This window comes from Micromonospora sp. NPDC005087 (genome assembly GCF_042872965.1).
GTDB lineage: Bacteria > Actinomycetota > Actinomycetes > Mycobacteriales > Micromonosporaceae > Micromonospora.
In genome coordinates this window covers 568,895-595,370 of sequence record NZ_JBIALB010000001.1, presented here as the reverse complement: position 1 = coordinate 595,370, position 26,476 = coordinate 568,895, and the positions used below count along the sequence as shown (strand labels likewise).

At 74.3% G+C, this 26,476-nt stretch carries 20 protein-coding genes and 1 pseudogene; 5 read left to right on the top strand and 16 right to left on the bottom strand.

From position 1 onward, the window contains the following. Window positions 1-23: 23 nt before the first annotated feature. From egtB to ACFYPS_RS02730, 4 genes are all read right to left on the bottom strand, one after another. Entirely contained in the window at window positions 24-1,364 is a 1,341-nt protein-coding gene (egtB, locus tag ACFYPS_RS02745; RefSeq protein WP_354962186.1) for an ergothioneine biosynthesis protein EgtB, read from the bottom strand. An 80-nt stretch (window positions 1,365-1,444) separates the two neighbouring features. Next, a complete protein-coding gene (gene egtA, locus ACFYPS_RS02740; RefSeq protein WP_354962187.1) occupies window positions 1,445-2,680 on the bottom strand; it encodes an ergothioneine biosynthesis glutamate--cysteine ligase EgtA in 1,236 nt (411 codons plus the stop codon). Between the two features lie 157 nt (window positions 2,681-2,837). After that, window positions 2,838-3,656 (bottom strand): hypothetical protein, encoded by an 819-nt coding sequence (locus tag ACFYPS_RS02735; RefSeq protein ID WP_354962188.1) that lies wholly within the window; start codon window positions 3,654-3,656, stop codon window positions 2,838-2,840. Window positions 3,657-3,672: 16 nt separating this feature from the next. Further along, complete coding sequence (locus ACFYPS_RS02730; protein WP_387322370.1) at window positions 3,673-4,410, bottom strand: RNA polymerase sigma factor; 738 nt, start codon at window positions 4,408-4,410, stop codon at window positions 3,673-3,675. 535 nt (window positions 4,411-4,945) lie between these two features. On the opposite strand from ACFYPS_RS02730, the gene ACFYPS_RS02725 reads away from it, so the two are divergent. Then, a complete protein-coding gene (locus ACFYPS_RS02725; protein WP_354962189.1) occupies window positions 4,946-6,304 on the top strand; it encodes a protein kinase in 1,359 nt (452 codons plus the stop codon). Between the two features lie 124 nt (window positions 6,305-6,428). Next, window positions 6,429-7,641 (top strand): annotated as a pseudogene (locus tag ACFYPS_RS02720) (nucleotide sugar dehydrogenase). A 79-nt stretch (window positions 7,642-7,720) separates the two neighbouring features. Here the strand turns inward: ACFYPS_RS02720 and ACFYPS_RS02715 are convergent. The 5 genes from ACFYPS_RS02715 to ACFYPS_RS02695 form a co-directional block, all read right to left on the bottom strand. Continuing rightward, the gene (locus tag ACFYPS_RS02715) at window positions 7,721-10,195 is read right to left on the bottom strand and encodes an ABC transporter permease (RefSeq protein WP_354962190.1); all 2,475 of its coding nucleotides are present in this window, start codon (window positions 10,193-10,195) and stop codon (window positions 7,721-7,723) included. Next, window positions 10,192-10,983 carry an ABC transporter ATP-binding protein gene (locus tag ACFYPS_RS02710; protein WP_354962191.1) on the bottom strand — a complete coding sequence of 264 codons (792 nt, stop codon included), beginning with the start codon at window positions 10,981-10,983 and terminating at the stop codon, window positions 10,192-10,194. The genes ACFYPS_RS02715 and ACFYPS_RS02710 overlap by 4 nt, the downstream gene beginning before the upstream one ends. 146 nt (window positions 10,984-11,129) lie before the next feature. After that, a complete protein-coding gene (locus ACFYPS_RS02705; RefSeq protein WP_354962192.1) occupies window positions 11,130-11,795 on the bottom strand; it encodes a response regulator transcription factor in 666 nt (221 codons plus the stop codon). Then, window positions 11,792-13,012 (bottom strand): histidine kinase, encoded by a 1,221-nt coding sequence (locus tag ACFYPS_RS02700; RefSeq protein ID WP_354962193.1) that lies wholly within the window; start codon window positions 13,010-13,012, stop codon window positions 11,792-11,794. The genes ACFYPS_RS02705 and ACFYPS_RS02700 overlap by 4 nt, the downstream gene beginning before the upstream one ends. Before the next feature lie 94 nt (window positions 13,013-13,106). Beyond that, window positions 13,107-13,808 (bottom strand): DUF305 domain-containing protein, encoded by a 702-nt coding sequence (locus tag ACFYPS_RS02695; protein ID WP_354962194.1) that lies wholly within the window; start codon window positions 13,806-13,808, stop codon window positions 13,107-13,109. A 138-nt stretch (window positions 13,809-13,946) separates the two neighbouring features. Here ACFYPS_RS02695 and ACFYPS_RS02690 point away from each other — a divergent pair, with 138 nt between their 5' ends. After that, window positions 13,947-15,392 (top strand): hypothetical protein, encoded by a 1,446-nt coding sequence (locus tag ACFYPS_RS02690; RefSeq protein WP_354962195.1) that lies wholly within the window; start codon window positions 13,947-13,949, stop codon window positions 15,390-15,392. A 106-nt stretch (window positions 15,393-15,498) separates the two neighbouring features. On the opposite strand, the gene ACFYPS_RS02685 is transcribed toward ACFYPS_RS02690, so the two are convergent. Continuing rightward, a complete protein-coding gene (locus tag ACFYPS_RS02685) occupies window positions 15,499-16,506 on the bottom strand; it encodes a linear amide C-N hydrolase (protein ID WP_354962196.1) in 1,008 nt (335 codons plus the stop codon). 191 nt (window positions 16,507-16,697) lie between these two features. Here ACFYPS_RS02685 and ACFYPS_RS02680 point away from each other — a divergent pair, with 191 nt between their 5' ends. Next, window positions 16,698-17,918, top strand: coding sequence for an SLC13 family permease (locus tag ACFYPS_RS02680; RefSeq protein ID WP_387322366.1), 1,221 nt, complete (start codon window positions 16,698-16,700; stop codon window positions 17,916-17,918). Window positions 17,919-17,962: 44 nt separating this feature from the next. Here the strand turns inward: ACFYPS_RS02680 and ACFYPS_RS02675 are convergent, their stop codons facing one another. From ACFYPS_RS02675 to ACFYPS_RS02650, 6 genes are all read right to left on the bottom strand, one after another. Then, window positions 17,963-18,439, bottom strand: a complete 477-nt coding sequence (locus ACFYPS_RS02675) for a DUF1203 domain-containing protein (RefSeq protein WP_387322364.1) — start codon at window positions 18,437-18,439, stop codon at window positions 17,963-17,965. A 104-nt stretch (window positions 18,440-18,543) separates the two neighbouring features. Next, on the bottom strand, window positions 18,544-20,145 hold the full coding sequence (locus ACFYPS_RS02670; protein WP_354962199.1) for an asparagine synthase-related protein: 1,602 nt from the start codon (window positions 20,143-20,145) through the stop codon (window positions 18,544-18,546). 4 nt (window positions 20,146-20,149) lie between these two features. Further along, window positions 20,150-21,118: a DUF5715 family protein gene (locus tag ACFYPS_RS02665; protein ID WP_354962200.1), complete on the bottom strand. Its 969-nt coding sequence runs from the start codon at window positions 21,116-21,118 to the stop codon at window positions 20,150-20,152. A 174-nt stretch (window positions 21,119-21,292) separates the two neighbouring features. Further along, window positions 21,293-22,090, bottom strand: coding sequence for an isocitrate lyase/phosphoenolpyruvate mutase family protein (locus tag ACFYPS_RS02660; RefSeq protein WP_354962201.1), 798 nt, complete (start codon window positions 22,088-22,090; stop codon window positions 21,293-21,295). Further along, a complete protein-coding gene (locus tag ACFYPS_RS02655; RefSeq protein WP_354962202.1) occupies window positions 22,087-23,160 on the bottom strand; it encodes a cytochrome P450 in 1,074 nt (357 codons plus the stop codon). The genes ACFYPS_RS02660 and ACFYPS_RS02655 overlap by 4 nt, the downstream gene beginning before the upstream one ends. Window positions 23,161-23,342: 182 nt before the next feature. Then, window positions 23,343-24,086, bottom strand: a complete 744-nt coding sequence (locus tag ACFYPS_RS02650) for a winged helix-turn-helix domain-containing protein (RefSeq protein ID WP_354962203.1) — start codon at window positions 24,084-24,086, stop codon at window positions 23,343-23,345. Between the two features lie 146 nt (window positions 24,087-24,232). Between ACFYPS_RS02650 and ACFYPS_RS02645 the strand changes: the two genes are divergently transcribed. Continuing rightward, window positions 24,233-26,458, top strand: a complete 2,226-nt coding sequence (locus ACFYPS_RS02645; protein ID WP_387322361.1) for a family 43 glycosylhydrolase — start codon at window positions 24,233-24,235, stop codon at window positions 26,456-26,458. Window positions 26,459-26,476 lie beyond the last annotated feature (18 nt).

Sequence of the window (26,476 nt, the reverse complement as noted above, 5' to 3'; positions counted from 1 at the left end):
CGGCGTGCCGATCGCGCGGTGAATCACCGGTGCGACTCGTCCGGATGCGCGTCGCGGGCGCAGCGGAAGCCGCTGAAGATCTGCCGCCGGATCGGATAGTCCCAGTTGCGGAAGGTGCCCCGGCAGGCGGACCGGTCGGTGCCGAACGAGCCGCCGCGCAGCACCCGGTAGTCGTCGCCGAAGAAGGCCTCCGAGTATTCGCGGTACGGGAACGCGGTGAAGCCGGGATGCCCCCGGAATTCGGTCGAGGTCCACTCCCAGACGTCACCGATGAGCTGGTGCACACCCAACGGTGAGACGCCAGCCGGGTACGCGCCCACCGGCGCCGGCCGCAGGTGACGTTGGCCGAGGTTCGCGTGGGCGTCGGTCGGGTCGCCGTCGCCCCACGGGTAGCGGCGGGACCGCCCGGTCGCCGGGTCCCAACGGGCCGCCTTCTCCCACTCCGCCTCGGTCGGCAGCCGCCTGCCGGCCCACGCCGCGTACGCCTGGGCCTCGTACCAGCACACGTGCACCACCGGCTCGTCGGCGCGGACCCGGTCCCACCGGCCGAAGCGCTGGTAGGACCAGTTGTCGCCGTCGCGGCGCCAGTGCATCGGCGCGCTGAGCTCCTCCCGGAGCCGGTGGGCCCAACCCGCCGGGCTCCACCAGCGCGGATCGGTGTAGCCACCGTCGGCGATGAAGGCCTCGTACTGGCCGTTGGTGACGGGGGCGGCGTCGATGACGTACGCGGGCAGGTCGACGCGGTGCGCGGGGCGCTCGTTGTCCAGGGCCCACGGGTCGGTGTCGGTGCCCATGGTGAACGGGCCGGCCGGGACCAACACCTCCCCAGCGACCCCGGCGGGCGGCTCCGGCGGCGGCGGGGCGTGCAGCACCGCCGGCCCCGAGCGCAGCTGGTGGGTGGCGAGCATCGTCTCGTCGTGCTGCTGCTCGTGCTGGACGATCATGCCGAAGGCGAACCCGTCGGCGACCAGCGGCCGCTCCGTGAAGGTGACCGCGTCGAGCAGGTCGTGCACCTTGTCCCGGACCGTGCCCAGGTAGGCGCGCGCCTCGGCGGGTGGCAGCAGGGGCAGCGCCGGACGGTCCCGGCGGGGCTGCTTGAACGCGTCGTACAGCTCGTCGATGTCGCACCGGACCGGCTCGTGGCCCCCGACGTCGCGGACCAGCCAGAGCTCCTCCTGGTTGCCGACGTGTGCCAGGTCCCACACCAGCGGCGACATCAGCGGCGAGTGCTGGCGCATCAGGTCGGCGTCGTCGACCACCTCGGTCAGCAGCGTGGTCCGGGTCCGGGCCCGCGCCAGCTCCGCCGCGATCCGGACGCGCAACTGCTCCCCGTCGCCGCTCGCTCCCGACTGCGGGGCTCGCAACCCCGGCTCACTCCTCGCGCTCACCGCGTCGCCGTTCGTTCCCGACTGAGGGGCGCGCAACCCCGGCTCACTCCTCGCGCTCACCGGTCTCCCCTTTCTGCGGCGGACAGCCGCCGCCGTACGTCACGCTGGATCTCGTCGTGGGCGCCGGCCGGCAGGTCGAGCCGGGGCAGCGTGGTCAGGGCCAGGTCGAGAAGCGCCGCCGACGCGGCGGCCAGGGCGGGGTCGGCCAGGCCGTGCCGGGCGGCGGCCGACCAACGGTGCGCCACCGGCGTGCCGATCGCGTACGCCGCGCGCACGGTGCCCGGGTCGGCGAACAGGGCGGTCAGCACCGCCGTCGGGAGCCGCCAGTCCCGGCCGGGCTGGGCGTCCAGGTAACGCAGCTCCAGGTAGCCGCGTGGACGCACCGGCGGAAAGAGGGTGCTGACGTGGTAGTCGAGGTCGTCGGTGGTGGGTGGGTGGGGCAGCGCGCCGTCGAGCCAGTCGGCGAAGGTCACACCGGGTGGCGGGGTCCAGTCCGGGCCGTGCCGGCGCAGGCAGAGCAACGGCGCGGCGAGCACGTACCGGATCCAGGTGGCGGTCGGGTCCTCGCCGGCGCGGCCCGGCGCCCAGACCGGGCGGGTGCGGGCCGGGTCGATGGCCAGCCACGCGGCCATCCGGGCGGAGGCCCAGCCGGTGCGCCGCCCGGCGTGCCGACTGGCGGAGGCGAACGCCGCGAGCAGCGGCGGGCCGACCGCGTGGGCTGCGGACCACCGCGCGGCGACCTGGTCCGGTTCGCCGGCGTCGAGGCAGACCTGCAGGCCGGCGGTGCTGTACATCATTGTCCGGCCGGCCGGACCGCGCCGGTCGAAGGCGCCACGCATGGCGCGGTAGCGGGGAGTTTCGAGCACCGGGCGGGGCCGGCGGTGCGGGTCGATGCCGCTGCGGCCGAGGATCAGCCCGGCGGCGGCCAGCAGGTCGGTGACCTGGGCGATGTCGGCCTCAGTGGCCTGGATCAACGCGGCGATCGAGGAGCGCGGCGGGGTGGAGATCTCCAGCTGACCGCCCGGCTCAACGGTCACCGTGCCGCCGTGCCGCAGCGGCTCGGCGGGGCTGGTGGCGTCCAGTGTGACGGGGCTGTGCGGCCCCAGCGCCGCCCGCAGCCGCACCGGATCGACGGGACGGGCGGGGTCGGCGGCGTCGTGCACGGTCCATTCCAGTTCGACGCCGGTGTGGGTGGGTGGGCCGGTCTTGAAGCAGATCCGGGCGAGGTGCCGGCCTGCGGCACCGGACTCGCGCAGGATCGCGCTGCGGTCCAGCTCGGGCGACGTCACCACCGGTCGGGCTCCTCTCCCTGCGTCGGCGCCGGGACATCGTGCCACCGTAAACCCAGCCACCGACACCGTCGGGGGCCGTCCACGGCGCCACCAACCTCTGTCTAACAGACGAATTTCCCGGTGCAGGGCGGAACGAGCGGCCCCGGCCGTCGCTCGCTCACTCCGGGGCTGGCCGGCCGGTCGCCGGGTGTGACGGCTTGACCTTCGCCGATGTGGACGGCTTCGCTTCGGGCACCAGCCGCTGGCAGTACGCCTCGACCTCGCCGGCGCCGCCGGCGGCGGCCACCAGCATCTGGAAGGCCGGCGTCCGCAGCGCCTTGTCCCGCTGCTCGGGCTCCTTGGCCTGCCAGGCCTGGCACAGTCCGCGCAACTGCCCGGCGGGCGCCGCCCCTGCGGAGGGTGTGCCGATGGCGGACGGCGCGCTGGTGGCGGACGGCGTGGGAGACGTCGACCGGCTGGGCGCGGCGGTCCGCTCGACGGACGGGGTCGTGTCGACGTCGCCGGAGGTCGGTGACGGGCTGCTGCTGGGTGGCCACGGCACCGGGTCCGGCGCCCGGTCCAGGGTGACCGCCGCGAACGCGGCGCCGGCGGTGGCGGTGGCGGCCAGCGCGCCCATCCAGGCCACCGCGCTGGTGGTCAGCCGGCGGCGGTGCGGCCGGCGGACGGTCGGGGCCGGGTTGGCCCGAGCGGCCCGGAACGCGGCCAGTGCGGCATCCTCACCGGCCAGCTCGCGGGGGCGGGGCGGGGCGGCGGCCGCGGCGAGCAGCCGAGCCAGCGGGTCCGCCGCGTGCACGTCGGGATTGGCGGGGGTGGACGCGCGGATCTGGGCCGCCGCGGCGTCCGGGGCGGCGGGGCTGGAGGCATGGTCCCCGTCCGGCGCGGCTTCGGGGGTGGCCGGAGCGCCGGCGCGGGTCGCGTCGAGCAGCCGTTCGGTCTCGGCGAGCTCGGCCCGCCGGTTCGGCCGGTTCGGGTTCATCCGGAATCCCCTCACGTCAGCCGTCCGCCGGTTCAGCGTGCGACGTCCGCGGGGACCGGCCGGTGCGCGGACGGGGCGGTGGCACGCCCTCGGTGTCCACGGACGGCGCGACGCCCTCGGTGCCCACGGACGGCGCGACGCCCTCGGTGCCCACGGACGGCGCAATGCCGTCGGCGGCCAGGGACGGCGTGATGCCGGCGGCGTCCGGCGGTGTGGCCGGCTCCTGCCGTTCCATCAGGGCGGCGAGCCGCCGTAGGCCTCGGTGGGCGGCGGTCCGGACGGCGCCGGCCCGGCGGCCCAGCACACGGCCGGCGGACTCGGCGTCCAAGCCGATCACGGCCCGCAACAGGACCGCCTCGGCCTCGCGGGGCGGCAGGGTGGCGATCAGGGCCAGCGCAGCCTCGGTGCCGATCGTCTCGCCCGCCCGCTCGGCGGTGTCCGCGTCGCTGGCCAGGTCGGCGAGCGCCTGCACCGGAACGGGCAGCGACGGTCGGCGCCGCAGGCGGCGCAGGTGGTCCATCGCCCGGTTGCGGGCGATGGTGACGGTCCAGGCGCGGAACTCGCCGCCGGTGAAGCTGGGCAGGTCGCGGGATATCTGCAGCCAGGTCTCCGAGGCGACGTCCTCGGCGTCCGCGCCCACCAGGGCGGTCAGATAGCGCAGCAGGCCGGGTTGGAGGCTGCGGTAGAGAAAGCGGAAGGCGTCCTCGTCCCCGTCCTGCGCTGCGGTGACCGCCTCCGACAGCTCGCCGGTCATCCGCGGGCCACGGATCGTCCGGGACGCCCCGGCCTGATCCACCGCACCGGAGCATTCCGGGCGGCGTGGACCGTCGGCCAGACCAGCTCCCGCACCGCACCGCCCCTCCGCCGAACGTGATCGCGCCCGCGCCCTCGTTGGTCGGGGGCGGGAGGTCTGGACCAGCGCCACGGCGGTCTCTTCTCGACGCACTGCCCCCCCGGCCGGCCCGAGCCGGGCTAACGCTAGGAGGGAACCGAAGGGGGCGACAAGTCAGCACCACGTCACGGAAGAGTGACAATTATCTAGTCCCGTCGCACGGCGCGTCGTCGTAACGCCCGGCGACCAACGGACGCTCCGCACGCCAGGAGGCGTCTCCGCGCCGCCGCCGGGCAAGCGTACGCCGCCGTGTGTCGGATTTCGTCACAGGGTGTCGTCGAAGCGTCACAGACCGGGCCGGGTCCACACAGGTCAGACCGGATGGACCGGTGAGTACGGCCACCCGGCCGACCAGCCGCGGCGCGACGTTCCGCGCCTCTCTGGGTACGGTAATGCCGTGTTGTCATCGGAGGTCGTGCTCAGCGGTCGCTACCGCCTGGACGAACGTGTCGCCACTGGCGGCATGGGCGACGTTTGGCGCGCCTCTGACCTGGTCCTCGGTCGGCAGGTCGCGGTCAAGGTCCTGCTGCCAGCGCTGGTCTCCGACCCCGATTTCATCGCCCGGTTCCGGGCCGAGGCGCGGATCATGGCGGCGCTGCGGCACCCGGGCATCGTGCAGGTCTACGACTGCGGCGAGGACGACCTGCCCGACGGCGGCCGAGCCGACTACCTGGTCATGGAGTTCGTCGACGGCGAGCCGTTGTCCAGGCGGATCGAGGCGGCTGGCCGGCTCGACGTGGCCGAGACCATGTCGATCGTGGCCCAGGCGGCCCAGGCGCTGAACGCGGCACACCGCGGCGGCATCGTGCACCGCGACGTCAAGCCCAGCAACCTGCTGGTGCACGACGACGGCACGGTCGTCCTGGTCGACTTCGGCGTGGCCCGTTCCACCAACGTCACCAGCATCACCAGCACCAACGCGGTGCCAGGCACGGCTCTCTACATGGCACCCGAGCAGGCCGCCGGCCGGCCGGTCAGCGGCGCCACCGACATCTACGCCCTGGGCGCGGTCGCTTACTGCTGCCTCACCGGCGGGCCGCCGTTCACCGGCGACAACCCGCTCCAGGTCGCCGTCCGGCACCTGGACGACGAGCCGCCGGAGCTGCCGCACGACATTCCAGAGTCGGTCCGCGCGCTGGTGTCCCAGGCACTGGCCAAGGATCCGCTCGATCGGTTCAGCAGCGGCGCGGCGATGGCCGAGGCGGCCCGGTTGGCGGTGACCGGCGGCGAGCCACCCACCGCGATGGTGACGGCGGCTACCCCGCTGCGCGTCGCCGGACCGGGCACCCGCACCGACGTGCCGCTCGGCGCGGCGGTGGCCGGTCGTCGGCACCGCCGTGGTCCGCTGGTCGGCGCGGCCGCGGCCGCTCTGGTCGCGCTTGTCGGCCTGGGCGCCGCCCTGGGCGCGGCGCGAAACGCCGGCGAAGACCCGGCGATCACCGTGCCGACGACCGCGCCTGCGGTGGTGCCGACCGAGCAGGTCGATCTGCCGGTGGCGAACGACGAGGTCACCGTGGGTCCGGTCCGGCCGAACAGGCCGAACGTCCCCGCCAACAGGCCGTCGGCCTCCGTGACCGCGACGCCGAACGCCCAGCCCAGCGGGTCGGCCAGCCCACCGGCGCCGACCCCGAGCGCCACCACCGCGTCACCGACCGATCCGGCGACCACCCCGACCAGCGATCCACCGTCACCCTCGGCCGAGCCGTCCACCACCACGAGCCCGCCGCCGGCCAACCCGGAGGATCCGACCGGCTGAGCCGGCCGGCGCGGAGGGCTCGGCGAACCTCACCAGCACCGATATCCCCAAAACGGACTTACGTCGCCGAAGACTCCTCTAGGCTCTCAGCAGGTCATTTCCACCATCTGCCGCGGGAGCCGGGGTGAGCGCTGAGAAGTTGGTTGTGATCGGCCAGGGGTACGTGGGACTGCCGTTGGCCATGTGAGCCGTCGAGGCGGGGCTGGACGTGGTCGGGCTCGACGTCGACGCCGACCGGCTGGGCCGGGCGCTGGGCAGCGGCCGCTACCACCCGAGCACCGAGTACACCGACGCCGAGGGCTTCGACATCTGCGTCATCACCGTGCCCACCCCGCTGCGGGACGGCACCCCCGACCTGAGCTTCGTCGAGCAGGCCGGCATCGCAATCGGCCCGTACGTGCGGCCGGGCAGCACCGTGATCCTGGAGTCCACCACCTATCCGGGCACCACCGAGGAGCTGCTGCGACCCCTGCTGGACTCGGCCGGCCAGCGGCCTGCACAGCCCCGGCGACTTCCACCTCGGCTACAGCCCCGAGCGGATCGACCCGGGCAACCCGACCTGGCGACTGGAGAACACCCCGAAGGTGGTCTCCGGCGTGGACCAGGCGTCGCTGGACCGGGTGGACGGCTTCTACCGGCGCCTCGTGGAGCACACCGTGCCGGTGGACTCCACCCGGGTCGCCGAGCTGACCAAGCTGATCGAGAACACCTTCCGCCAGGTCAACATCGCGCTGATCAACGAGCTGACGATGCTCTCGCACCACCTGGACATCGACGTCTGGCAGGCCATCGACGCGGCAGAGACCAAGCCGTTCGGCTTCCTGCCGTTCCGGCCCGGCCCCGGCGTCGGCGGGCACTGCCTGCCGATCGACCCGTGCTACCTGTCCTGGCAGGTCAAGCGTCGCCTCGGTCGACAGTTCCGGTTCATCGAGCTGGCCAACGACGTCAACCACGAGATGCCCGAGCACGTCGCGCAGCGGATCATGGCGGGGCTGAACCGGAGTGGCCGCGCGGTCAGCGGCGCCCGGCTGCTGCTGCTCGGGCTGGCGTACAAGAAGAACACCGGCGACACGCGGGACTCCCCCGCGGTCGACGTGGCCCGGCGGTTGCAGGCCCTCGGCGCGGAGGTCCACGCGGTCGAGCCGTACGCCGAGGCGCACCACATCCCGGCCGGGGTGACCGTGGTCGGGCTGACCGAGCGTGAGGTGCGGGCGGCCGACGGGGTGGTGGTGGTCACCGACCACGATTGCTTCGACTACGACCTGGTGGTCCAGCACGCCCGCTACGTCTTCGACACCCGCAACCGGTGCGCCGGCCCGGTGGTCGAGCGCCTGTAGACCCGGCACCGCTGGCCGGTCCCGCCGCCGGGGAAGACGGCGGGGCCGGCCGGCGGATGTCCGTCCGCGTCGCCGCCGGTCACTGGTCGCCGAGCGCCTCGACGACCGGCCGGGACAACGCCCGGCGAGCCGGCAACACCGAGGCGAGCAGGGCGGCCAGCACCGCGACGCCGAGGATCAGCCCGAGCTGACCGAGCGGCAGCACCACGTGGAACTCCCCGCCGAGGCGGGCCAGCAGGGCCATCGCGGCGGCGCTGACCCCGGTGCCCAGCCCGACCCCGAGCACCGCGCCGACCAGCGCCGTCAGCACCGCCTCCAGGGCGAGCATGGCCCGCATGCGCCCCCGGGTGAGCCCGACCGCCCGCAGCACGGCGTTCTCCCGGGTGCGCTCCACCACCGACAGACTCAGCGTGTTCGCCACACCGACCAGGGCGATCACCACGGCCAGGCCGAGCATCGCGGTGACGAAGGCCAGCACCATGTCCACTGTGCCGGTGAGCATCTTCTTGTACGCGCCCTGGTCCAACAGGTTCACCGTCGGGTAGCGGCCCAGCACCGCCTCGATCGCGTCCCGGGCCTGCTCGAGGTCCACCCCGGCGGCGGGATCGATCTCGGCGAGGAAACCCCGCTTGTCGGGAAAGAGCACGGCGAAGTCCGCGTCGGCCATGTCGATGACGTGACCGGCGGGCACGCCGCTGGCGGGCGCGTCGTCGGTGACCACCGCGGCCACCCGGAACGGTCGTCCCCGGACGGTGACCGGGGAGCCGACCCGCCAGCCGCGCGCCTGCGCCAGCTCGCGACGCACCAGCACCTGCCCCGGTCCGAGCCGACCGACGTCACCGGCGAGCACACCGGTCAACGTCCGGCCGACCAGGGCCGGGTGGGCGGCGCGGAACTCGACGCCGGCGGTGACCGTGCTGAGCTGCTCGTGCACGACGCCCAGCTCGGGGCGGGCCGCCAGCTCACCGGCGAGCGGAGCGGGCAGTTCCTGGCCGATGCCACTGACCACGAAGTCAGTTCCGATCTGCGCGTCGACGCTGCGCTCGATGCCGTCCTTGGTGCTGCGCGCACCGACCACGAACGCCGACACCAGTCCGATCCCGATCACCAGGGCGGTGGCGGTCGCGGCGACCCTGCGCGGGTTGCGGACCGCGTTGGCCACCGCCAGCCCGGCGGTCGCCCCGGCCAGGCGGCGGGCCGGCCAGCCGAAGGTTCGGACCAGCGCCGGGACGAGCACCGGCCCGAACAGCACGATCCCGAAGAAGGCCAGTACGCCGCCGACGGCCACCAGCAGCAGCTGACCGGCGCTGGCGGCGCCGGCGAGTGCGGCGACCCCGGTGGCCAGCACCACCGCGCCGAGGGTCAGCCGGAGCCGACCGGCGCCCCGGCTGGGCTGCACCGCGGCGTCGGTGAGCGCCGCCACCGGGGCGACCCGGGTGCCGCGCCAGGCCGGCAGCATCGCGGCGCCGACGGTGAGCACGGTGCCGAGCAGCAGGCTGGTCAGCACGGTCGAACCGGCCACGGTGAAGCCGCCGGAGACGGGCACGTCCAGCCGGGACATCAGCAGTCGCATCCCGCCAGCGAGGGCCAACCCGAGCAGCACCCCGAGCGCGGAGGCCACCATCCCGACCACCGCCGACTCCAGCAGGGTGGACCGGAAGACCTGCCCCCGGGTGGCGCCGACCAGCCGGAGCAGCGCGGTCCGCCGGGTGCGTTGCGCCAGCACGATCGCGAAGGTGTTGGCGATCACGAAGCCGGCCACCACCACGGCGACGCCCACGAAGATCATCAGCAACATGGTGAACTGGTCCAGGTCGCGGACCGCGTCGTCGACGGCCTCGTCGAGGATCTGCGTTCTGCTCTTCACGCTGGTGTCCGCGCCCACGATGGCGCGCACCCGGTCGGCCACCGCCGTGGCGGAGGTTCCCGGCCGGGCCGCCACCATGATCCGGCCGTACCCACGCTCGCCGGTGACCGCGAGCGCGTCCGGGCCGACCAGGCCGATGAACGGCCCACCGATGTCGCGTGCGGTGTCGGCCACGTCGACGGTGCCGACGAGGGTGTACGGGCGGGCCGCGCCCCCGGTGCCGCCGATCCGGACCGGGGCGCCGAGGGTGAAGCGCTCCTCGGCGACCGTCGGCGCGTCGAGCACCACCTCCCCGGCGCGGTCGGGCAGCCGGCCGGCGACCACGTCGTACGAGCGCAGGGCGTCCTCGGTGGGGATGGCGGCGAGCACGGCGTAGCCGAGTACCGGCCGGCCGTCGGTGCCGACGACCCCGCCGGTGCCGATCAGTTCGCCGGCGGCGGCGGCCACCCCGTCCACCGTCCGGACCCGGTCGACCAGGCCGGCGGGCAGCGGCCGGTCGCCGGCCGGGTAGACGCCCAGGTCGGTGTGCCGGTCGAAGGTGCCGGCCCGGTCGTACGCGCCGGCACGCATCCCGTCGACGAGGATCAGGGTGCCGGCGATGAACGCGACACCGAGCACGACGGCCAGCGCGGAGAGCAGCATCCGCAGGGCCTCGGCGCGCAGTGAACGCAGGGTCAGGCGGATCATCGCGGCACCGCCCCCGTGCCGGCGTGGGGACGGGCCGGGTCGAGACCGGCGAGGGTGTCCAGCACCTGCTCGGCGGTGGGCGTGGCGAGGTCGCCGACCAGCCGCCCGTCGGCCAGGAAGACCGCCCGGTCGGCGTGCCCGGCGGCCACCGGGTCGTGGGTCACCATGATCACGGTCTGGCCCAGGGTGTCGACGGCCTCCCGCAGCAGCCGCAGTACCTCCGCCCCGGAGCGGGAGTCCAGGTTCCCGGTCGGCTCGTCGGCGAAGATCACCCACGGCTTGGTGATCAGGGCCCGAGCCACCGCGACCCGCTGCTGCTGGCCACCGGAGAGTTCCGCGGGTCGGTGCCGCAGACGGTCGGCCAGCCCCACCGCCGCCACCACCTGGCGCAGCCAGGCCGGGTCGGGCCGCCGGCCGGCGATGGCCAGCGGCAGCACGATGTTCTCCTCGGCGGTCAGCGCCGGCAGCAGGTTGAACTTCTGGAAGACGAAGCCGACCCGGTCACGGCGCAGCAGGGTGAGCCGCCGGTCGTCGAGCCGGCCGAGGTCGGCCGCACCGATGCCGACCGTGCCGGCGCTCGGCCGGTCCAGCCCCGCCAGGCAGTGCATCAGCGTCGACTTGCCGGAGCCGGACGGACCCATGATGGCGGTGAACCGGCCGGCGGCGACATCGAGGTCGACCCCGTCGAGCGCGACGACCGCGGCGGGGCCACTGCCGTAGCGTTTTTCCAGGCCACGGGCGGTGACCGCGACGCCGTTGCCGGCGTGGGTGGGAGGTGCGAGGGACATGGGGGCTCCCCGGTCAGGGTGCGGATCGGACCCCTCCGACGCTATGGCCGGCGCGAGTCAGTCGATCTCCACCTGCGCGCTCGACCTGTGTGCGTCCCGGGTCGCGGTGCGCCCGCCGTCGCGTACGACCCAGGTCGTACGCCGGGTCATCCGCCGGGCGTGACCAGCCCGCTCTCGTACGCCAGCACCACCGCCTGGACCCGGTCGCGCAGCTGGAGCTTGGCCAGGATCCGCCCGACGTGGGTCTTCACCGTCGCTTCGGCCACGTGCACCTGGGCGGCGATCTCCGCGTTGGACAGCCCCTGCGCGACCAGCAGCAGCACCTCCCGCTCCCGCTCGGTGAGTTGCGCCAGCCGGGGGTCGGCCGTGGGGCCGGCGCCGAGCTGCCCGGCGAACCGGTCCAGCAGCCGCCGGGTGATCGACGGCGCGACCACCGAGTCGCCCTCGGCGACCACCCGGATCGCGGCCAGCAGTTCCTCCGGCGGGACGTTCTTGAGCAGGAAGCCGCTCGCCCCGGCCTGCAACGCGGCGAACGCGTCCGCCTCGGTGTCGAAGGTGGTCAGCACCAGCACCCGGGGAGGGCCGGCGGGCCGGTCCGCGCAGAGTCGCCGGGTCGCCTCCACCCCGTCCATGGTCGGCATCCGGACGTCCATCACCACCACGTCGGCCTCGGTGCGGGCGAGCACCCGAAGCGCGTCCGCGCCGTCGATGGCCTCGCCCACCACCTCCAGGTCGGGCTGGGAGTCCAGCACCATCCGGAACCCGGCGCGCACCAGCGCCTGGTCGTCCACGATCACCACCCGGACCGTCATGCCGCGATCACCTCCGTTGCGGGTTCCGACGGTAGCGGCAGCCGGACCTCGAGCTGCCAGCCCCCGGCCAGCCGGGCGCCGGCGGTGAGGGTGCCGTCGTACACCGTCACCCGCTCGCGCATGCCGAGCAGGCCGTGACCGCCGGACGGCGCCGGGCTGACCACCGGCCGGCCCCGACCGTCGTCGACCACCCGGACCACGACGGCGTCGGCGCTGTACGCGAGGGTCAGCTCCACGCCGGCGCCGACGCCGGCGTGCTTGAGCGCGTTGGTCAGCGCCTCCTGCACCACGCGGTAGATGGTCAACTCCAACCCGGGTGGGAGCGGCGGCGGCTCGCCGTCGACGGTGTGCCGGATGCGCAGCCCGGCGTCGCGGAACCGGGCCAGCAGGTCGGGCAGCTCGGCCAGGGCCAGGCGGCGGTGTTCCGGGTCGGCGGCCACCACGGGCCCGTCCGGGCCACCCGCGCCGGTCGGGCCGGCGTCCCGCAGGACGCCGACCAGCCGGCGCATCTCCTCCAGCGCCTGCCGGCCGGTGTCGGCGACGACCTTGACGGCGGTACGCGCCTGCTCCGGGTCGCGGTCCAGCATGAACCGCGCGCCGTCCGCCTGGACGATCATCACCGCCATGCTGTGCGCCACCACGTCGTGCAGCTCGCGGGCGATCCGGGTGCGCTCCTCGGCGACGGCCGCCCGGGACTCGGCTTCCCGCCCGCGTTCCAGGGTGCTGGCCCGCTCCTCAAGACTGAGCACGTAGAGGCGGCGGGTCCGCACGTTCAGCGCGGCCAGCCAGACGGCGCCGGTGACCAGCGCGTACCACAGCGCGGTCGTCCACCAGCTCATGACGCCCCGGGTCTGCGCGGCGGCGAGCAGCACGCCCACGGCGGCGACGGCGCCCGCGAGCACGCCGTCGCGCAGCCGCTCGCCGTACTTCACCACGCTGTAGAGGGCGATCAGGACGGCGACGTCGAAGGCGAGCGGACCCCACTGGGCGATCACCTGGACCAGGGCGAGCACCGCGACGGCCACGGTCACCGCGCCCGGGTGCGAGCGGCGGAACAGCAGGGCCACCGCCATCCCCACGCCGACCAGGGTGGCGGCCCAGCCGCCCGGCTGGTTCGCCGCCCCGGCCAGGCCGAAGAGGACCACCAGGCCGGAGACGGCCACGTCGAAGGCGACGCCGCGCAGCGGGCGACCGAACATCGTGCGTCTCACGGTCACCCAGCGTACGTGCCGGGTGTCGGATCCCCTCCGCCGTCCCGGTCGGGCTGCCCCAGCTCCGGGGCGCGGTGCGGACGGGGCCGGGCGGGCCGGCTCAGCGACCGAGGACCTCGCGCATGCGGTCGATCTCGACGGTCTGCTCGGTGGCGACCGAGTTGGCGAACTCGCTGAGCGTCAGGTCGGAACCGACCGTGAGCAGGTCGGTGGCCATCTCGATGGCGCCCTGGTGGTGTTCGGTCATCATCCGGACGAAGAGGCGGTCGAAGTCGGCGCCGCGGGCGGCGGCCAACTGACGCATCGCCTCCGGTGACTGCATGCCGCGCATGGTGCCGTGATCGTGCCCCGGGGCCTCGGGCGAGAGACCGCGGGTCTGCAGCCAGCCGCGCATCATGCCCATCTCCGGCCCCTGGCTGGCCCGGATCCGGTCGGCGAGGGCGCGGATGCCGGGGTCGGCGGCCCGGTCTGGGGCGAGTTCCGCCATCTCCAGGGCCTGCGCGTGGTGCGGAATCATCATCCGTACGAACATGGCGTCCAACGCGTTGTGCGGGGCCGGGCCCGCGTCGCGGACCTCGTGGGCCGGGCGGGTGGCCGCCGACTCGCCCGGACGGCCCGGCACGATGACGGTCAGGTCGGTGGGAACGGGGCTGGCCGCCGGTGTCGAGGTGGCGGGCGCGGAGACCGGCTGCGCGGCGCTTGTCCCGGGGTCTCCGCCCGCGCGGACCAGGACGAAGGCCACCAGCGCCAGCACGATCGCCAGTGTGACGACCGCCAGTGTCCGTGCGCGCCGACTGGTCATGGGCCACTCCCTGGGGTCGAGGTCATCGCGATGTTATCCATTGAGGAGAACGATGTGATGTGACCCAGATCACATCGATGCTCGTCATCCGGCGGTAAGGTGTCGACCATCGTCTCCCCCTTGCGAAGGGCCTCGCCGATGATCAGACTCCACATGCCACGGTTACGACAACTCCGGATCGTCGGCCTCGCCGCGACCGGTCTCCTCGTCGCCAGCGTCCTCGTCGCCCCGGCAAGCAACGCCCAGGTCGTGCCGCAAGCGGCACCGGCGGCCGCCGCCACGAACACCATCCCCGGCGTCGATGAGATCGTGAGCAGCCCCAACCTGCGCCAGATCGCCAACCTGCCCAAGGTCGCTCCCCTGGACGCGACGAACAGCGACATCGCCTTCCAGGGCAAGTACGCGTTCGCCGGCAACTACAACGGCTTCGTCATCTACGACATCTCGCGGCCCAGCGCGCCGAAGGTCGTGTCCCGGGTGCTCTGCCCGGGGTCGCAGAATGACATCTCCGTCCACGGTGACCTGCTCTTCCTCTCCACCGACTCGTCCCGCAGCGACGACTCCTGCAACAGCACCGCGCAGGGGGCGGACGTGAAGGAGTCCTGGGAGGGCATCAAGATCTTCGACATCAAGAACAAGGCCAACCCGCGGTACGTCAAGTCCGTGGAGACCGCCTGCGGCTCGCACACTCACACCCTGGTGCCGGGCAAGAGCAGCAAGACGGTCTACCTGTACGTCTCGTCGTACAGCCCGCGGGCCGAATTCCCGGACTGCCAGCCGCCGCACGACTCGATCTCCATCATCAAGGTGCCGGTGAAGAAGCCCACCGACGCCTCGGTGATCGCCGCGCCAAACCTCTTCCCGGACGGCGGATTCCCGGGCAGCGGCACCGGGTCGGCGACGACCGGCTGCCACGACATCACCGTCTACCCGGCCAGGGACCTGGCCGCCGGCGCGTGCATGGGTGACGGCATCCTGCTCGACATCCGCAACCGGGAGGTCCCCCGGGTCATCAACCGCGTGCGGGACACGGTCAACTTCGCGTTCTGGCACTCGGCCACGTTCAACAACGCCGGCACCAAGGTGATCTTCACCGACGAGCTGGGTGGCGGCGGCGCGGCGACCTGCAACGAGGCCATCGGACCGAACCGGGGCGCGGACGCCATCTACGACATCACCGGTCGCGGCGACGCCCGGACGATGCACTTCCGCAGCTACTACAAGATTCCCCGCAACAACGCGGACACCGAGAACTGCGTGGCCCACAACGGCTCGCTGATCCCGGTGCTCGGGCGGGACATCATGGTCCAGGCGTGGTACCAGGGCGGCATCTCGGTCTGGGACTTCACCGACTCGGCCAACCCGAAGGAGATCGCCTTCTGGGAGCGCGGGCCGCTCTCGGCCGACACGTTCGTCGGCGGTGGCACCTGGTCCGCGTACTACTACAACGGACACATCTACTCCAACGACATGGTGAAGGGCCTGGACGTCCTGGAGCTGAACGACTGGCGCACCTGGACGGCGAAGCTGGTCAAGTACAAGGAGCTCAACGTGCAGACCCAGCCCAGCTACCTGAGCCGGTAGGCACCGAGCACTGAACCGGTAGGCACCGAGCACGACGCCGGGCCCGGTCCCCGAATCCCGGGGGCCGGGCCCGGCCACGTCACGAGCGGGTGCGTACGCCGGGGAGTCAGCTCATCGGCAGCTGGTAGCGCCGCTCGCCGCCACCGGTCGCGGTGACCAGCCGGACCTCGCCGCTGCGCAGGCCGTACGTGACGGACCAGCGGGTGTGCCCCTGGCGGACCGACGCCAGCACCCGGTGCGCCGCGGCGGCGTCCACCACCCCACCGGCCCGGGTCAGGGCGGTGGCGATCTGCCCGTACCGGCGGTCCTCGCGGCGACGCTGCTCGGGCACCCCGGCGACCGGCACGTTGGTCAGCGCCTGCCAGCCGCCCGTGCCCCGCTCCACCCGCAGCTCACCATCGACGAACTCGATCACCGCCGAGGCTCCGGTCGCGTCGGCCAGCAGGTAGTGCAGTGGCGGCCCGCCGTCGAAGTCGAGGTTGTGCCGGGTGAACACGGCGATCGCCTCGTCGACCGTGGCGGCCCGGTCCAGCACCAGCCGCAGGATTCGTACCGAGCCGACGGTGGGCTTGCCCGGGTCGGGGCGGGCCGTCGCGGCGTCGTCGGCGGCCAGCCCCACCGCGAGGCCCCGCTCGTTCATCCCGTCGAAGGGCAGCAGCGGCGCGTTGAGCAGCCGCCGGTCACCGGCCGGGTCCGCGCCGACCCCGAGGTAGGAGATGTCGACCAGCGAGACGGCCGCGTACCCGTGGGGCGGATCGGTCCGCAGCACCAGCGCCGGGTTGGCGTCCCAGTCGAAGTTGCGGGCGAACACCGGCCGGGCGGGGTCGCCCGCGGCGACGAACAGCGAGCAGCCGAACGGGCTGGGCGGGGTGGCGTCGGTGCCCACCGTCGGGTCGTACGCCCCGACGTAGGTCATCTCGTACAGCGGCAGGTCGTCCACCCGGCGCAGGCTGGCCAGGGTCTGCGCGGCCTGGGCCGCGTCCTGCCGGGAGGCGGTCGGCGTGGCCGGGGGCACCGGCGGCGCGGTGAGCAGCGGGCCTCCGGACCTGGGTGTGGTGCAGGAGGTGAGGGCGAGCAGCAGGGCCGTCGTGACGGCCGGCAGGGTCCTGCGCATATCCGTTGGACGCTATGGGACCGATCGACGGTTGTCCACCGCGCCGGTGCGGTCTGTCGGATTCCGTCGCCGCGGTGATCCGGCCGGTCCATGCCCGGCGACCCGTGGACCGCACCGGTGCCTATGGGACCGGTCACCAAGGCGGTCGCAGCGGAGGCGGCCGACGGGACATTGTGCCAGCGTGATTCGACGTGAAACTTGCCGTCGGCGCGCCGCCCGCCCCACCCGAGCCGACCACACGCCGGCGTCCCCAGCCGCTCGACCTGGTGGCGGTGTTCCTCGCGGTGGCCGGCGCGGCCTGCGCGCTGGGCCGGCTGCTGCCCCGCGCCGAGACCACCGCCACCCTGCACCGGATCCTGCCGCTGCTGCTCTTCCTCGGCTCCGTGATCGTGCTGGCCGAGCTGACCGCCGTGGCGGGCGTCTTCGACGTGCTGGCCAGTCGACTGGCCCGCGCCGCGCGGGGCAGCTGGGCGGCGCTGTTCCTGCTCTGCGGCGGCCTCGCCACGCTGACCACACTCGTGCTCAACCTGGACACCACCGCCGTGCTGCTCACGCCGGTGCTGCTCGCGCTGGCCCGCGGCCTGCGCGTCCCGGCCGCCCCGCTCGCGGTCACCACGGTCTGGTTGGCCAACACCGCGAGCCTGCTGCTGCCGGTGTCCAACCTGACCAACCTGCTGGCCGCCGACCGGATCGGGCTGGCGCCGCTGGCCTACGCGGCCCGGATGGCGCTGCCGCAGCTCACCGCGGTCGCGGTCACCATGGCGCTGCTCTGGTGGGCGTGGTGGTGGCGGGACCGGCCGGCCGGTGGCCGCTTCGTTCCACCCGCCCGCCACGTGCCGTCGGATCCGGTGCTGCACCGCACCGCGCTCGCCGGCTGCCTGCTCTTCGTCGCCGGCATCCTCGCCGGCGTGGAGATCGCCCTCGCCTCGACGGTCGCCGTCGCGGTGGTGCTGCTCGGGTTCGTGGTCCGCTCCCCCGCGACGCTGCGCCCGGGGCTGGTGCCGCTGCGGCTGCTGCTCTTCGTCACCGGCCTGTTCCTGGTGGTGCAGACCCTCGGCCGGTTCGGACTGGACGACCTGGTCGCCGGGCTCCTCGGCGCCGACGGCGGAGCGCTCGGCGCGCTCCGCGCCGGTGGCACCGGGGCGTTGCTGGCCAACGCGGTGAACAACCTGCCGGCCTACCTGGCCGGCGAGTCGGTGCTGCACACCGGTGACGGGACCCGGCTGCTGGCGCTGCTGATCGGCACCAACATCGGGCCGCTGGCCGCACCCTGGGCGTCGCTGGCCACCCTGCTGTGGTTCGAGCGGTGCCGGGCGGCCGGGGTGGCGGTGCCGGTGACCTGGTTCGTGGTGACCAGCGCCCCCTGCTGGCGGTCACCGGCACGCTCGCCGCGGTCGGCGCGCTGCTGTTGACGAGCTGAGCGCCGGTCACGCCACCGCCGGGGAGCGGGCCGGCGTCACGCGGCGGCCCGCTCCACGGCGAACATGAAGCAGCCGTACACCACGTTGCGACTGTGCAGCTCGTACACGGCCGGGTCGGCGAACAACTCCGCGATCACCGCCTCCGGGTCGGTGCCGTCGTGCAGGCGACCGCCGTGGATCCGGCCCTGCCGGTCGTACGCCCGCAGGACCTGGGGTCGCCCCCGCCAGTCCGGCGGGTGGCCGCCCGCCGGCTCCGGTCCCGGACAGGCGACGGCGTGCGCGAAGACCGGGCCGACCTCCCGGTACGGGCCGGCGGCGACCGGCGGCGCATAGCCGAAGAGCAGCAGCGCCTCCCCCGCCTCGGCGTCGCGCAGGCAGCAGCGCAGCGGTTCCCCGCCGCCCGCCGGGAGTACCTCGACGGGTCGGTCGGCGGCGTCCCGGCGGGTACAGCGGACGGTGTCGAGCGTCCCGGCCGGCAGGGCGCGGATCAGGAAGGCGGTGCTGGTCGTCATGCGTCCAGCCTGGCCCGGCGACGACGCGGGTGCTGGCGGTGATCGGACCTGGCGCTGGGCGCCAACCGGTCAGTCCGGTGCGCGGTCACGCCTCGGGCAAACGGTCAGCCGACCGGCGACCGGCGGGGCGGCCGGGGGCCGACCAGCCGACGGACGATCGGCGCGGCGTTCCACTTCGCCGCCCCGACGAGGTCGCGGGCGTGCTCCAGCACGGTGTAGTCGGGTCGGGTCAACCCGTCGGCGATGGCCCGGTCCAGGTCGTTGCCGCACCGGCTCAGCACGGTGTCGAAGTCGCGGCGCACCGGCTCGAGCAGGTCGTAGCCGAACGAGCGGTGCAGCCGGGCGAACAGCGGCTTGTACAGCCGGACCCGCTCGTGCAGGCCGGTGGAGTAGGACATCGGGTTCTTGGGTCGCTGGCGGACGTAGTCGGGCAGCACGTCGGCGAACGCCCGCCGGACGATCCACTTCTCCTGCCCGTCGCGCAGCTTCAGCCCCAGCGGCAGGCGCATCGCCAGCTCCACCACGCTCAGGTCGAGGAACGGCAGCCGCGCCTCGACACCGTGCCCCATGGCCGCCCGGTCGACCCGCTGCAACTCGGTGCGGCACAGGTTGCGGATCCGGTGCAGGAACAGCCGACGGGACGCGGCAGCCTCGACCTGGTGGTACATCGGGTACCCACCGAACAGCTCGTCGGAGCCGTCGCCGGTCAGCACCACCTTGACGCCCAGGGCGCGCAGCCGCCGGAAGATCGGCACCGAGACCACCGCGTTGATGATGTCGCCGTACTCGGTCAGCTCGGAGATCCGGATGGCCTCGCGTACGTCGGTCAGCCGGATGTCCCGCGGGCGCAGCTCGATGACCTCGTGCGGCACACCGAGGTCGGCGGCGAACCGCCGCGCGTACGCCACGTCCGGGCTGTCCGGCACGCCGACCGTCACCGCCACGCAGTCCGGGTGCACGTCCCGCACCTGCCGCAGGGTCAGCGAGCTGTCCAGCCCGCCGGAGAGCACCACCCCGACGGTGAGGTCGGTCTCGACCCGCATCCGGATCGCGTCGGTCAGCGCGGCACGGACTAGCAGGGCGGCCTCGTCCGGGTCGTCGACGACCGGCAGACCGTCACCGAGGGTGAGCAGGTCAACGTACGGTCGCAGCCGCACGTGGCCGTCCGGGTCCGCCCAGCCGTGGTGTCCCGGCGGCACCTCGGCGATCGGTGCGCCGTGCCCGACCAGCGCCTTGACCTCGGAGGCGAGGTGCAGGCACCCGGGCTGCCGGGCCCAGTACAGCGGCTTCACCCCGAGCGGGTCGCGGGCAAGGTACGCCCGGCCGATGCCGCGTTCGACGACCACGAAGGCGTACTCGCCGCGCAGCCGGGTCACCGCCGCCTCGCCCCACTGCTCGAACGCGACGAGCAGCACCTCGGTGTCGCTCTCGGTGCGGAACACGTGCCCGAGCCGGGTCAGCTGCGCGCGCAGCTCCCGGTGGTTGAAGATCTCGCCGTTGAAGCAGAGCAGCCAGCGCTCGTCGATCGAGGTCCACGGCTGTACGGCCCGGTCCCGGTTCACCACCCGCAGCCGGCGGGTGCCGGCGAGCAGCCCGCTCTCCGAACGGGTCTCGGTGACCTCGCCGCGAGCGGCCAGGACGGCGAGCATCCTCCGGAAGGTCGTCGGGTCGGCCTCAGGGCCGATGCTCAACGCGATACCGCACATCGGCTCAGACCCCCATCTCGGTCTCGTACGCCCGACGCAGCCGACGCCGGGCGGTGGGCGCCAGGCAGAGATGCCAGGCCTGTCCCTCGTCGATCACGTTGAGCTCGCCGGCCTCCTGCCGGGCCAGCAGCAGCTCGCCGAGCGCCTCCCGCGCGCCGAAGCGCTCGTACCAGGCCAGCTCGACGTCCATCGAGTAGCCGAGGCAGTGCCCGCTGGGCAGCATCGCGGCGTAGCCCATGCGGCGCAGGCGGTACTGGTGCTCGGCGCTGCGGACCAGACTGGTCACCCACAGTGGCGGGGTGGCCGGCGGCGCCGCCGCGGCGAACTCCCGCCCGATGTCGTTGAGCAACGCGACCACCTCCCGCCGGGCCCGCCGGAAGAGGAGCCCGGCGGTGCGCGGGGTGGCGTCCGGCCGCAGTCGGCGACGCAGCCCCCGCGTGGCCCGGCCCAGCATTGTGGCGGGCTGCTCCTGGTAGCGGAAGCGCAGCAGGTCCCGCCGGCGCAGCCACTCCAGGTCGACCAGGTCGGCACTGCCGTTGACCTGATCGTCGGTGACGAAGGTGGGGGCGTCCTGCCACCACAGCACGTCGATGCGGGAGAGCAGGTAGATCCGGACCAGCGCGGTGAGGTCACCAGCCGAGGTGCGCTCGTTCGGCTGGTAGCGCGCCATCTCCAGCAGCAACGTCTCGCGCGCGCCGATCAGCCCCTGCGGGGTGGCGTCGAGCACCGCGGCGAGCGCCGGTTCGCGCAGCCGTTCGTCGATGAGCACCTGACGGGCGCGTGTGCTGGTCGCGTCGGCCAGGGCACCCACCTCGACCAGCAGGTCCGCGACGGCCGCCCGATAGGCGGCGAGGTCCGGCGCGGTGGCGGGGAGGCGGCGGGGGGCGGTGCCGGAGGGTCGGCGGCGAGCCGGGGCGGTGGGGGACACGGGCGGACCGGGCTGCTGTCCTGGGCTACGGCTGGGCACGCGCATGACGGGGTCCCTTCTCCGGTCACGACTCTGGGTGGATCGCCCTGAACACACCGTAATCAAGCGGGACCGGAATGGGGCGAACAATCCTCCTATCTGCCCCGAAGGGAGCGGCGGGGCTGACGCGCGGCATGCGGCTCCGGCGGTGACGAACCACCGCCGGAGCCGGCGGGGAAATCAGTCGCCGTCCGCGGGCACCAGGCCCTGCACCGTCGCGTACGACGGCAGCCCCGGCGACGCCGTGAACCCACCGGCAGCAATCGCGTCGGCGGTGGCGACGACGGTGGCCAGCGCGGCCCGGAACAGCAGCGAGCCGGTGCTGACCCGGGCGACCCCGGCCCGCCTCAGCTCGTCGAGCCCGGGGCCGCCCGGTTGGTACAGCGCGTTCAGCGGCGCGTCGATCCGTTCGGTCAGCATCCGCAGCGTCGCCAAGTCGACGGCGCCGGGGACGAAGATCCCGTCGGCGCCGGCGGCGCGGTAGGCCCGAGCGCGGGCCAGGGTCTGCGGCAGCGGATCGGCCACCCCGAGCCACCAGGTGTCGGTGCGGGCGTTGACGAACAGATCGGGCACCGCCGCCTTCACCGCCGCGATCTTGTCGGCGGTGCACTCCGGATCGGCCAGGGTGCCGTCGGCGCGCCCGTCCTCCAGGTTGATCCCGACCGCGCCGAGCCCGGCCAGCTCGGCCACGTACCCGGCAACCGCCGCCGGATCGTCGGAGAAACCGGCCTCCACGTCGACGGTGAGCAGGACCGGCAGCCGGGCGAGCCGGCGGGTCAGGGCCAGGGTCTCCGCGCCGGTGGCCGCCACGCCGTCGGGGCGGCCGGCGGCCGCGGCGACCCCGAGGCTGGTGGTGCCGATGGCCGGATGGCCGCCCGCGGCCAGTGCCGCCGCCGAGGCGTGGTCCCAGGCGTTCGGCAGCAGCAGCGGGCGGTCGGTGTGGTGCAGGGCGTGGAACGCCGCACGGCGGTCGGTCATCGGACCGTCACCTCCAGGATCGTCGGAACGCGCAGGGTCGGGTGTGGCTCGTGGCGCAGCACGACGTCGGTGCGTAGGCAGCGCTCGCGCAGCACGTCGAGCACCCCGGTGGCGAGGGCCAGCGCGTGCCGGTCGCCGGGGCAGCCGCGCTCCCCCGCGCCGAACGTGAGCCGCCCGGCCCTGGGCCGGCCGGGCCGGAACGCGGCCGGCTCGGCGAACGCCTCCGGGTCACGGTTGGCGGCGTCGAACCGGAGCAGCACGGGGCTGTTCGGCGGCAGGTCCTGGCCGCCCAGCCGTACCGCGGCGACGGTGACCCGTCGGGTGGCCCGCACCGGCGGGTCGAGCCGCAGCACCTCGGCCAGCAGGTCCGCCGTCGCCACGCCGGCCAGCGGATCCATCGCCCGCTCCGGGGCCGACGGGCCGGCGGACGCGCGGCGGGCGGGCGTGGGGAGCAGGTGGTGGGCGGCGGCGCCGATCAGGCCGGCGGTCGCGTCGCAGGCCTGGACCAGCAGGCCGATCAGGTTCGCCCGCACCTCCGGCCGTGCCGGTGGGCAGAGCTCCAGCAGCGTGGCGACCGCCCGGTCGGCCCGCCGGACCAGCGCCGGGTCGACCCCGGGGTGGTACGCGGCGGCGACGGCCGCGACCGCCGTCCCGGCGGCGGCCGGATCGGTCAGGCCGAGCCGGCCGGCCAGCACCCGTAGCGGAACCGGCCTGGCCAGTTCGCGCATCACGTCGAGGTGCGCACCGGCATCGTCCAGGGCGGCGGTGGTCCGTCGGGCCGCCTCCTGCCGTAGCTCGTCCGGGTCCAGCGCGGACAGTGCGGACGTCCCGATCGCGCGACGCTCGGCGTGCCACTCGGGCGGGCTGAACCGGCTGACCGCGCCGCGTAGCCAGGCGAGGGTGCCGGGCGGCCCGGTGTCCACGGGCGGTACCTGGAAGGCGGGATCGGTCAGCGCGGTCCGAACGTCGGCGTGCCGGGTCACCCACCAACCGCCGCCGGTCTCGAACGTGGGCGGTCCGCACGCCGGCGTCTCGGCAGCGGGCGGAACAACGGGCCAGTCATCAGTCACCGCCCGACCGTAGGACCCGAACCGTTCGCCCCTCACCGAACAATCCCGTCGCCCGCACCGCCGCGCCGCGCCGCCCACCAAGATCGTGCTTGATCGTGGATCGAGTGGCCTGCGGGCCTGGGGAAGCCACTCGATCCAGGATGTTGCGTCTGCGGCTCCCTCTGCCACGGCGTCCCCGGGGTTCAGGCGCGGCCGCTGGTGGTTGGCGCAGGCGGCGTGGGGCTGAGGGCGTGTTCGGGGATGTTCAGGGTCGCGGCCAGGGCCGATCGGCCGGTCGGGGTGAGGCGGACAGCACGGCCGGCGCCCCGGGTCGTCCAGCCCCGCTCGCCAAAGCGACGGCAGAGCGCCGCGCCGAGCGCCCCTGCCAGGTGCGGCCGGCGCTCGGTCCAGTCCAGGCAGTCGCGCACCACCGGGCGCCGCGCGGTGCGCAGCACGTCCACGGGTACGCCCAGCCCGGCCGCCCACGCCCACCCGTCGGGCGTCAGCGTCAGCCCGCTGGCCCGGTCCAGCCGCCCGTCGGCCAGCAGCGCGTCGTACATCAACACGCCCAGCCGCCCGGCGAGGTGGTCGTAGCAGGTGCGGGCGTACGCCATCGCGGCACCAGCGGTGGACGCCCGCAGCGAACCGGTCGGCGCGGGTGGGGTCGGGGCGTGCCCGGCCAGGCCCTCGATCAGCTGGGCCACCGACGGCCCGGCCAGCCGCAGGTAGCGGTGCCGGCCCTGCCGCTCCTCGACCAGCAGCCCACCCCGGACCAGCCGGGTGAGGTGGTCGCTGGCGGTCGACGGCGCGACCCCGGTCCGGCGGGCCAGCTCCCCGGCGGTCCACGCGCGGCCGTCGAGCAGCGCGAGGCAGATGCCGGCCCGGGTGCCGTCGGCCAGCAGGGCGGCCAGATCGGCCATCCCCCGGCCCTCGGTGACAGCGCTCATCTCCCCATCATGGTCCTGCCCAGGGGCGTACCAGCCAGCAGGGTCCGGCATCGGCGGTCTTTACAACGTTGTATCCATCGTTATAGAAACGGTGGACACACCGCTCCTGTCGATGCACCGCCAACCTCCCCCCGAGGCAGGTCCACATGCGACATCTCCGCCGTGGCGGCGCGCTCGCCGCCGCGCTCGGTCTGATCCTGACCGCGACCGCACCCGCTCCCGCCGCCGGCTCCGACGGCCCGTCCCGCTACCGCAACCCGATCTCGACCGCCGTCGGCGACACCTTCGCCGACCCGGTCATCGTCCGCGGCGACGACGGCTTCTGGTACGCCTACGGCACCACCGACCCGCTCCGCGAGGGCGAGCGCGAGTTCCACCGGGTGCCCACCGCCCGCTCGGCCGACCTGGTCGACTGGACGTACGTCGGCGACGCGTTCGGCCCCGACCAGCGCCCGCCGTACGCGGCGCCCGGCGCGGCATTCTGGGCGCCGGACGTGCGCCGCCTCGGCGACCGGTGGGTCATGTACGTGACAGTCACCGACACCACCGTCTCCACCGAGGGCAGCGACTACGCCATCGGTGCGGCGACCGCGCCCACCCCGACCGGGCCGTGGACCTTCGCCGCCGAACCCGTCGTCGCCCCGCATCCCGGTGGTGGTGGCGGCTACCTGTGGACCATCGACCCCAGCCAGTTCACCGACGTCGACGGCCGCAGCTACCTCTACCACGGCAGCTACTACGGCGGCATCTCGGTCACCGAGCTCAGCCCGGACGGGCTCACCGCGGTCGGCACACCGACCCTGGTGGCCATCGACAACAAGTTCGAGGGCAGCTACGTGCTGCGCCACGACGGCTGGTACTACCTGTTCGCCTCCACCGCGAACTGCTGCGCCGGCCCCGCCACCGGCTACTCCGTCCAGGTCGGACGCGCGCGCAGCCCGCGCGGCCCGTTCACCGACCGCGACGGGGTCGCGCTGACCGCGTCCCGGGCCGGCGGCACGCCGGTGCTCACCCAGAACGGCAACCGGTGGATCGGCACCGGGCACAACGGGTTCCTCACGGACCTGTCCGGACAGGACTGGATCGTCTACCACGCGATCGACCGCGCCGACCCGTACCTGGACGAGCCGTTCGGCATCAACGAACGCCCGATGCTGCTGGACCGGCTCGACTGGATCGACGGCTGGCCGACGGTGAACGCCGGCGCCGGCCCGTCCGAGGGCAACCGACCCGCACCGGTGACCACCGGCCGGGTCGACGACCGGTTCGACGCCGCCGGGCTGTCCGGCTGGCGACGTGGCGCCGGCGAGTGGCGGGTCACCGACGGTCAGCTCACCGGCAGCGGCGCGCTGTCCAGCCGTACCACTGTCGGCGGCGACGTGCGGGCGGAGGCCGACCTGCGGTTGACCGGCGCGGCCACCGCCGGGATCACCCTCGGCGGCCGGGTCGAGGTCCGGGTGGACGCGGCCGGCGGCCGGCTGGTGGCCAGCGACGGCGACCGGCGTGCTACCGCGCCGCTGCCCGCCGGGCTCGACCTGGCCGCCCGGCACAACCTGGCCATCGAGGTACGCGGCCAGCAGCTGGTCGCCGAGCTGAGCCCGGCCCGCCTCGGTGATCAGCTCGCCGTGGTGTCGCTGCGACTGGACCGTCCGGTCGCCGGTCGCCCCGGACTGGCCGCCACGGGCGGCACGGCCGTGTTCGACAACGTCAGCGTGGCCCGGCTGTACCAGCCGGCGAAGCGGGCGGTGCCGGAGCCCCGGGTCGGCGCGCCGCTGCGGGCGTACTCCGACGAGTTCGGCGACGGGCTGGACGGCGGCTGGCGGTGGGTGCGCGAGGACTCGGCGGCCACCGTCGCCGGCGGCGCGCTGCGCTGGCCGGTGCAGAACGCCGACCTGACCGGCACCGGCAACACCGCAGGGGTGCTGCTGCGTGACGCGCCGCGCGGCGACTACGTGGCGGAGACGAAGGTGACGCTGGACCTGGGCGAGGAGACGGTCCGCAACTACCAGCAGGCCGGGCTGGTCGCGTACGTGGACGACGACCGGTTCGCCCGGCTGGCCCAGGTGGCGATCTGGAACACCCGGCAGGTCGAGTACGGCTACGAGTTGCCCTTCGCCGGCCAGCCGGTGTACGGCGGCAGCATCGTCGGCACCCCGGCCACCACCACCTGGCTGCGGCTGGCGCACCACGTCGACCCGGCCACCGGAGAGCACGAGTTCCGGGCCGGCTCCAGCCGGGACGGGCGGAGCTGGACCTGGGGTGCGGTGTGGACCTTCCCGGCCGACACCACCCCGCGCATCGGGCTGGTCGCGCATGGCGGCGCCGTGCCGCCGGTCACCGCCGAGTTCGACTACCTGCGCTTCTATCGCTGACGCAGTCGGGGGGCCTCC

Excerpts from the sequence above, each read along its gene's own strand:
- ACFYPS_RS02735 (WP_354962188.1), bottom strand. The coding sequence starts at position 3,656 with ATGAACCCGAACCGGCCGAACCGGCGGGCCGAGCTCGCCGAGACCGAA.
- ACFYPS_RS02730 (WP_387322370.1), bottom strand. The coding sequence starts at position 4,410 with ATGACCGGCGAGCTGTCGGAGGCGGTCACCGCAGCGCAGGACGGGGAC.
- ACFYPS_RS02715 (WP_354962190.1), bottom strand. The coding sequence starts at position 10,195 with ATGATCCGCCTGACCCTGCGTTCACTGCGCGCCGAGGCCCTGCGGATG.
- ACFYPS_RS02710 (WP_354962191.1), bottom strand. The coding sequence starts at position 10,983 with ATGTCCCTCGCACCTCCCACCCACGCCGGCAACGGCGTCGCGGTCACC.
- ACFYPS_RS02705 (WP_354962192.1), bottom strand. The coding sequence starts at position 11,795 with ATGACGGTCCGGGTGGTGATCGTGGACGACCAGGCGCTGGTGCGCGCC.
- ACFYPS_RS02695 (WP_354962194.1), bottom strand. The coding sequence starts at position 13,808 with ATGACCAGTCGGCGCGCACGGACACTGGCGGTCGTCACACTGGCGATC.
- ACFYPS_RS02690 (WP_354962195.1), top strand. The coding sequence starts at position 13,947 with ATGATCAGACTCCACATGCCACGGTTACGACAACTCCGGATCGTCGGC.
- ACFYPS_RS02685 (WP_354962196.1), bottom strand. The coding sequence starts at position 16,506 with ATGCGCAGGACCCTGCCGGCCGTCACGACGGCCCTGCTGCTCGCCCTC.
- ACFYPS_RS02675 (WP_387322364.1), bottom strand. The coding sequence starts at position 18,439 with ATGACGACCAGCACCGCCTTCCTGATCCGCGCCCTGCCGGCCGGGACG.
- ACFYPS_RS02670 (WP_354962199.1), bottom strand. The coding sequence starts at position 20,145 with ATGTGCGGTATCGCGTTGAGCATCGGCCCTGAGGCCGACCCGACGACC.
- ACFYPS_RS02665 (WP_354962200.1), bottom strand. The coding sequence starts at position 21,118 with ATGCGCGTGCCCAGCCGTAGCCCAGGACAGCAGCCCGGTCCGCCCGTG.
- ACFYPS_RS02660 (WP_354962201.1), bottom strand. The coding sequence starts at position 22,090 with ATGACCGACCGCCGTGCGGCGTTCCACGCCCTGCACCACACCGACCGC.
- ACFYPS_RS02650 (WP_354962203.1), bottom strand. The coding sequence starts at position 24,086 with ATGAGCGCTGTCACCGAGGGCCGGGGGATGGCCGATCTGGCCGCCCTG.
- ACFYPS_RS02645 (WP_387322361.1), top strand. The coding sequence starts at position 24,233 with ATGCGACATCTCCGCCGTGGCGGCGCGCTCGCCGCCGCGCTCGGTCTG.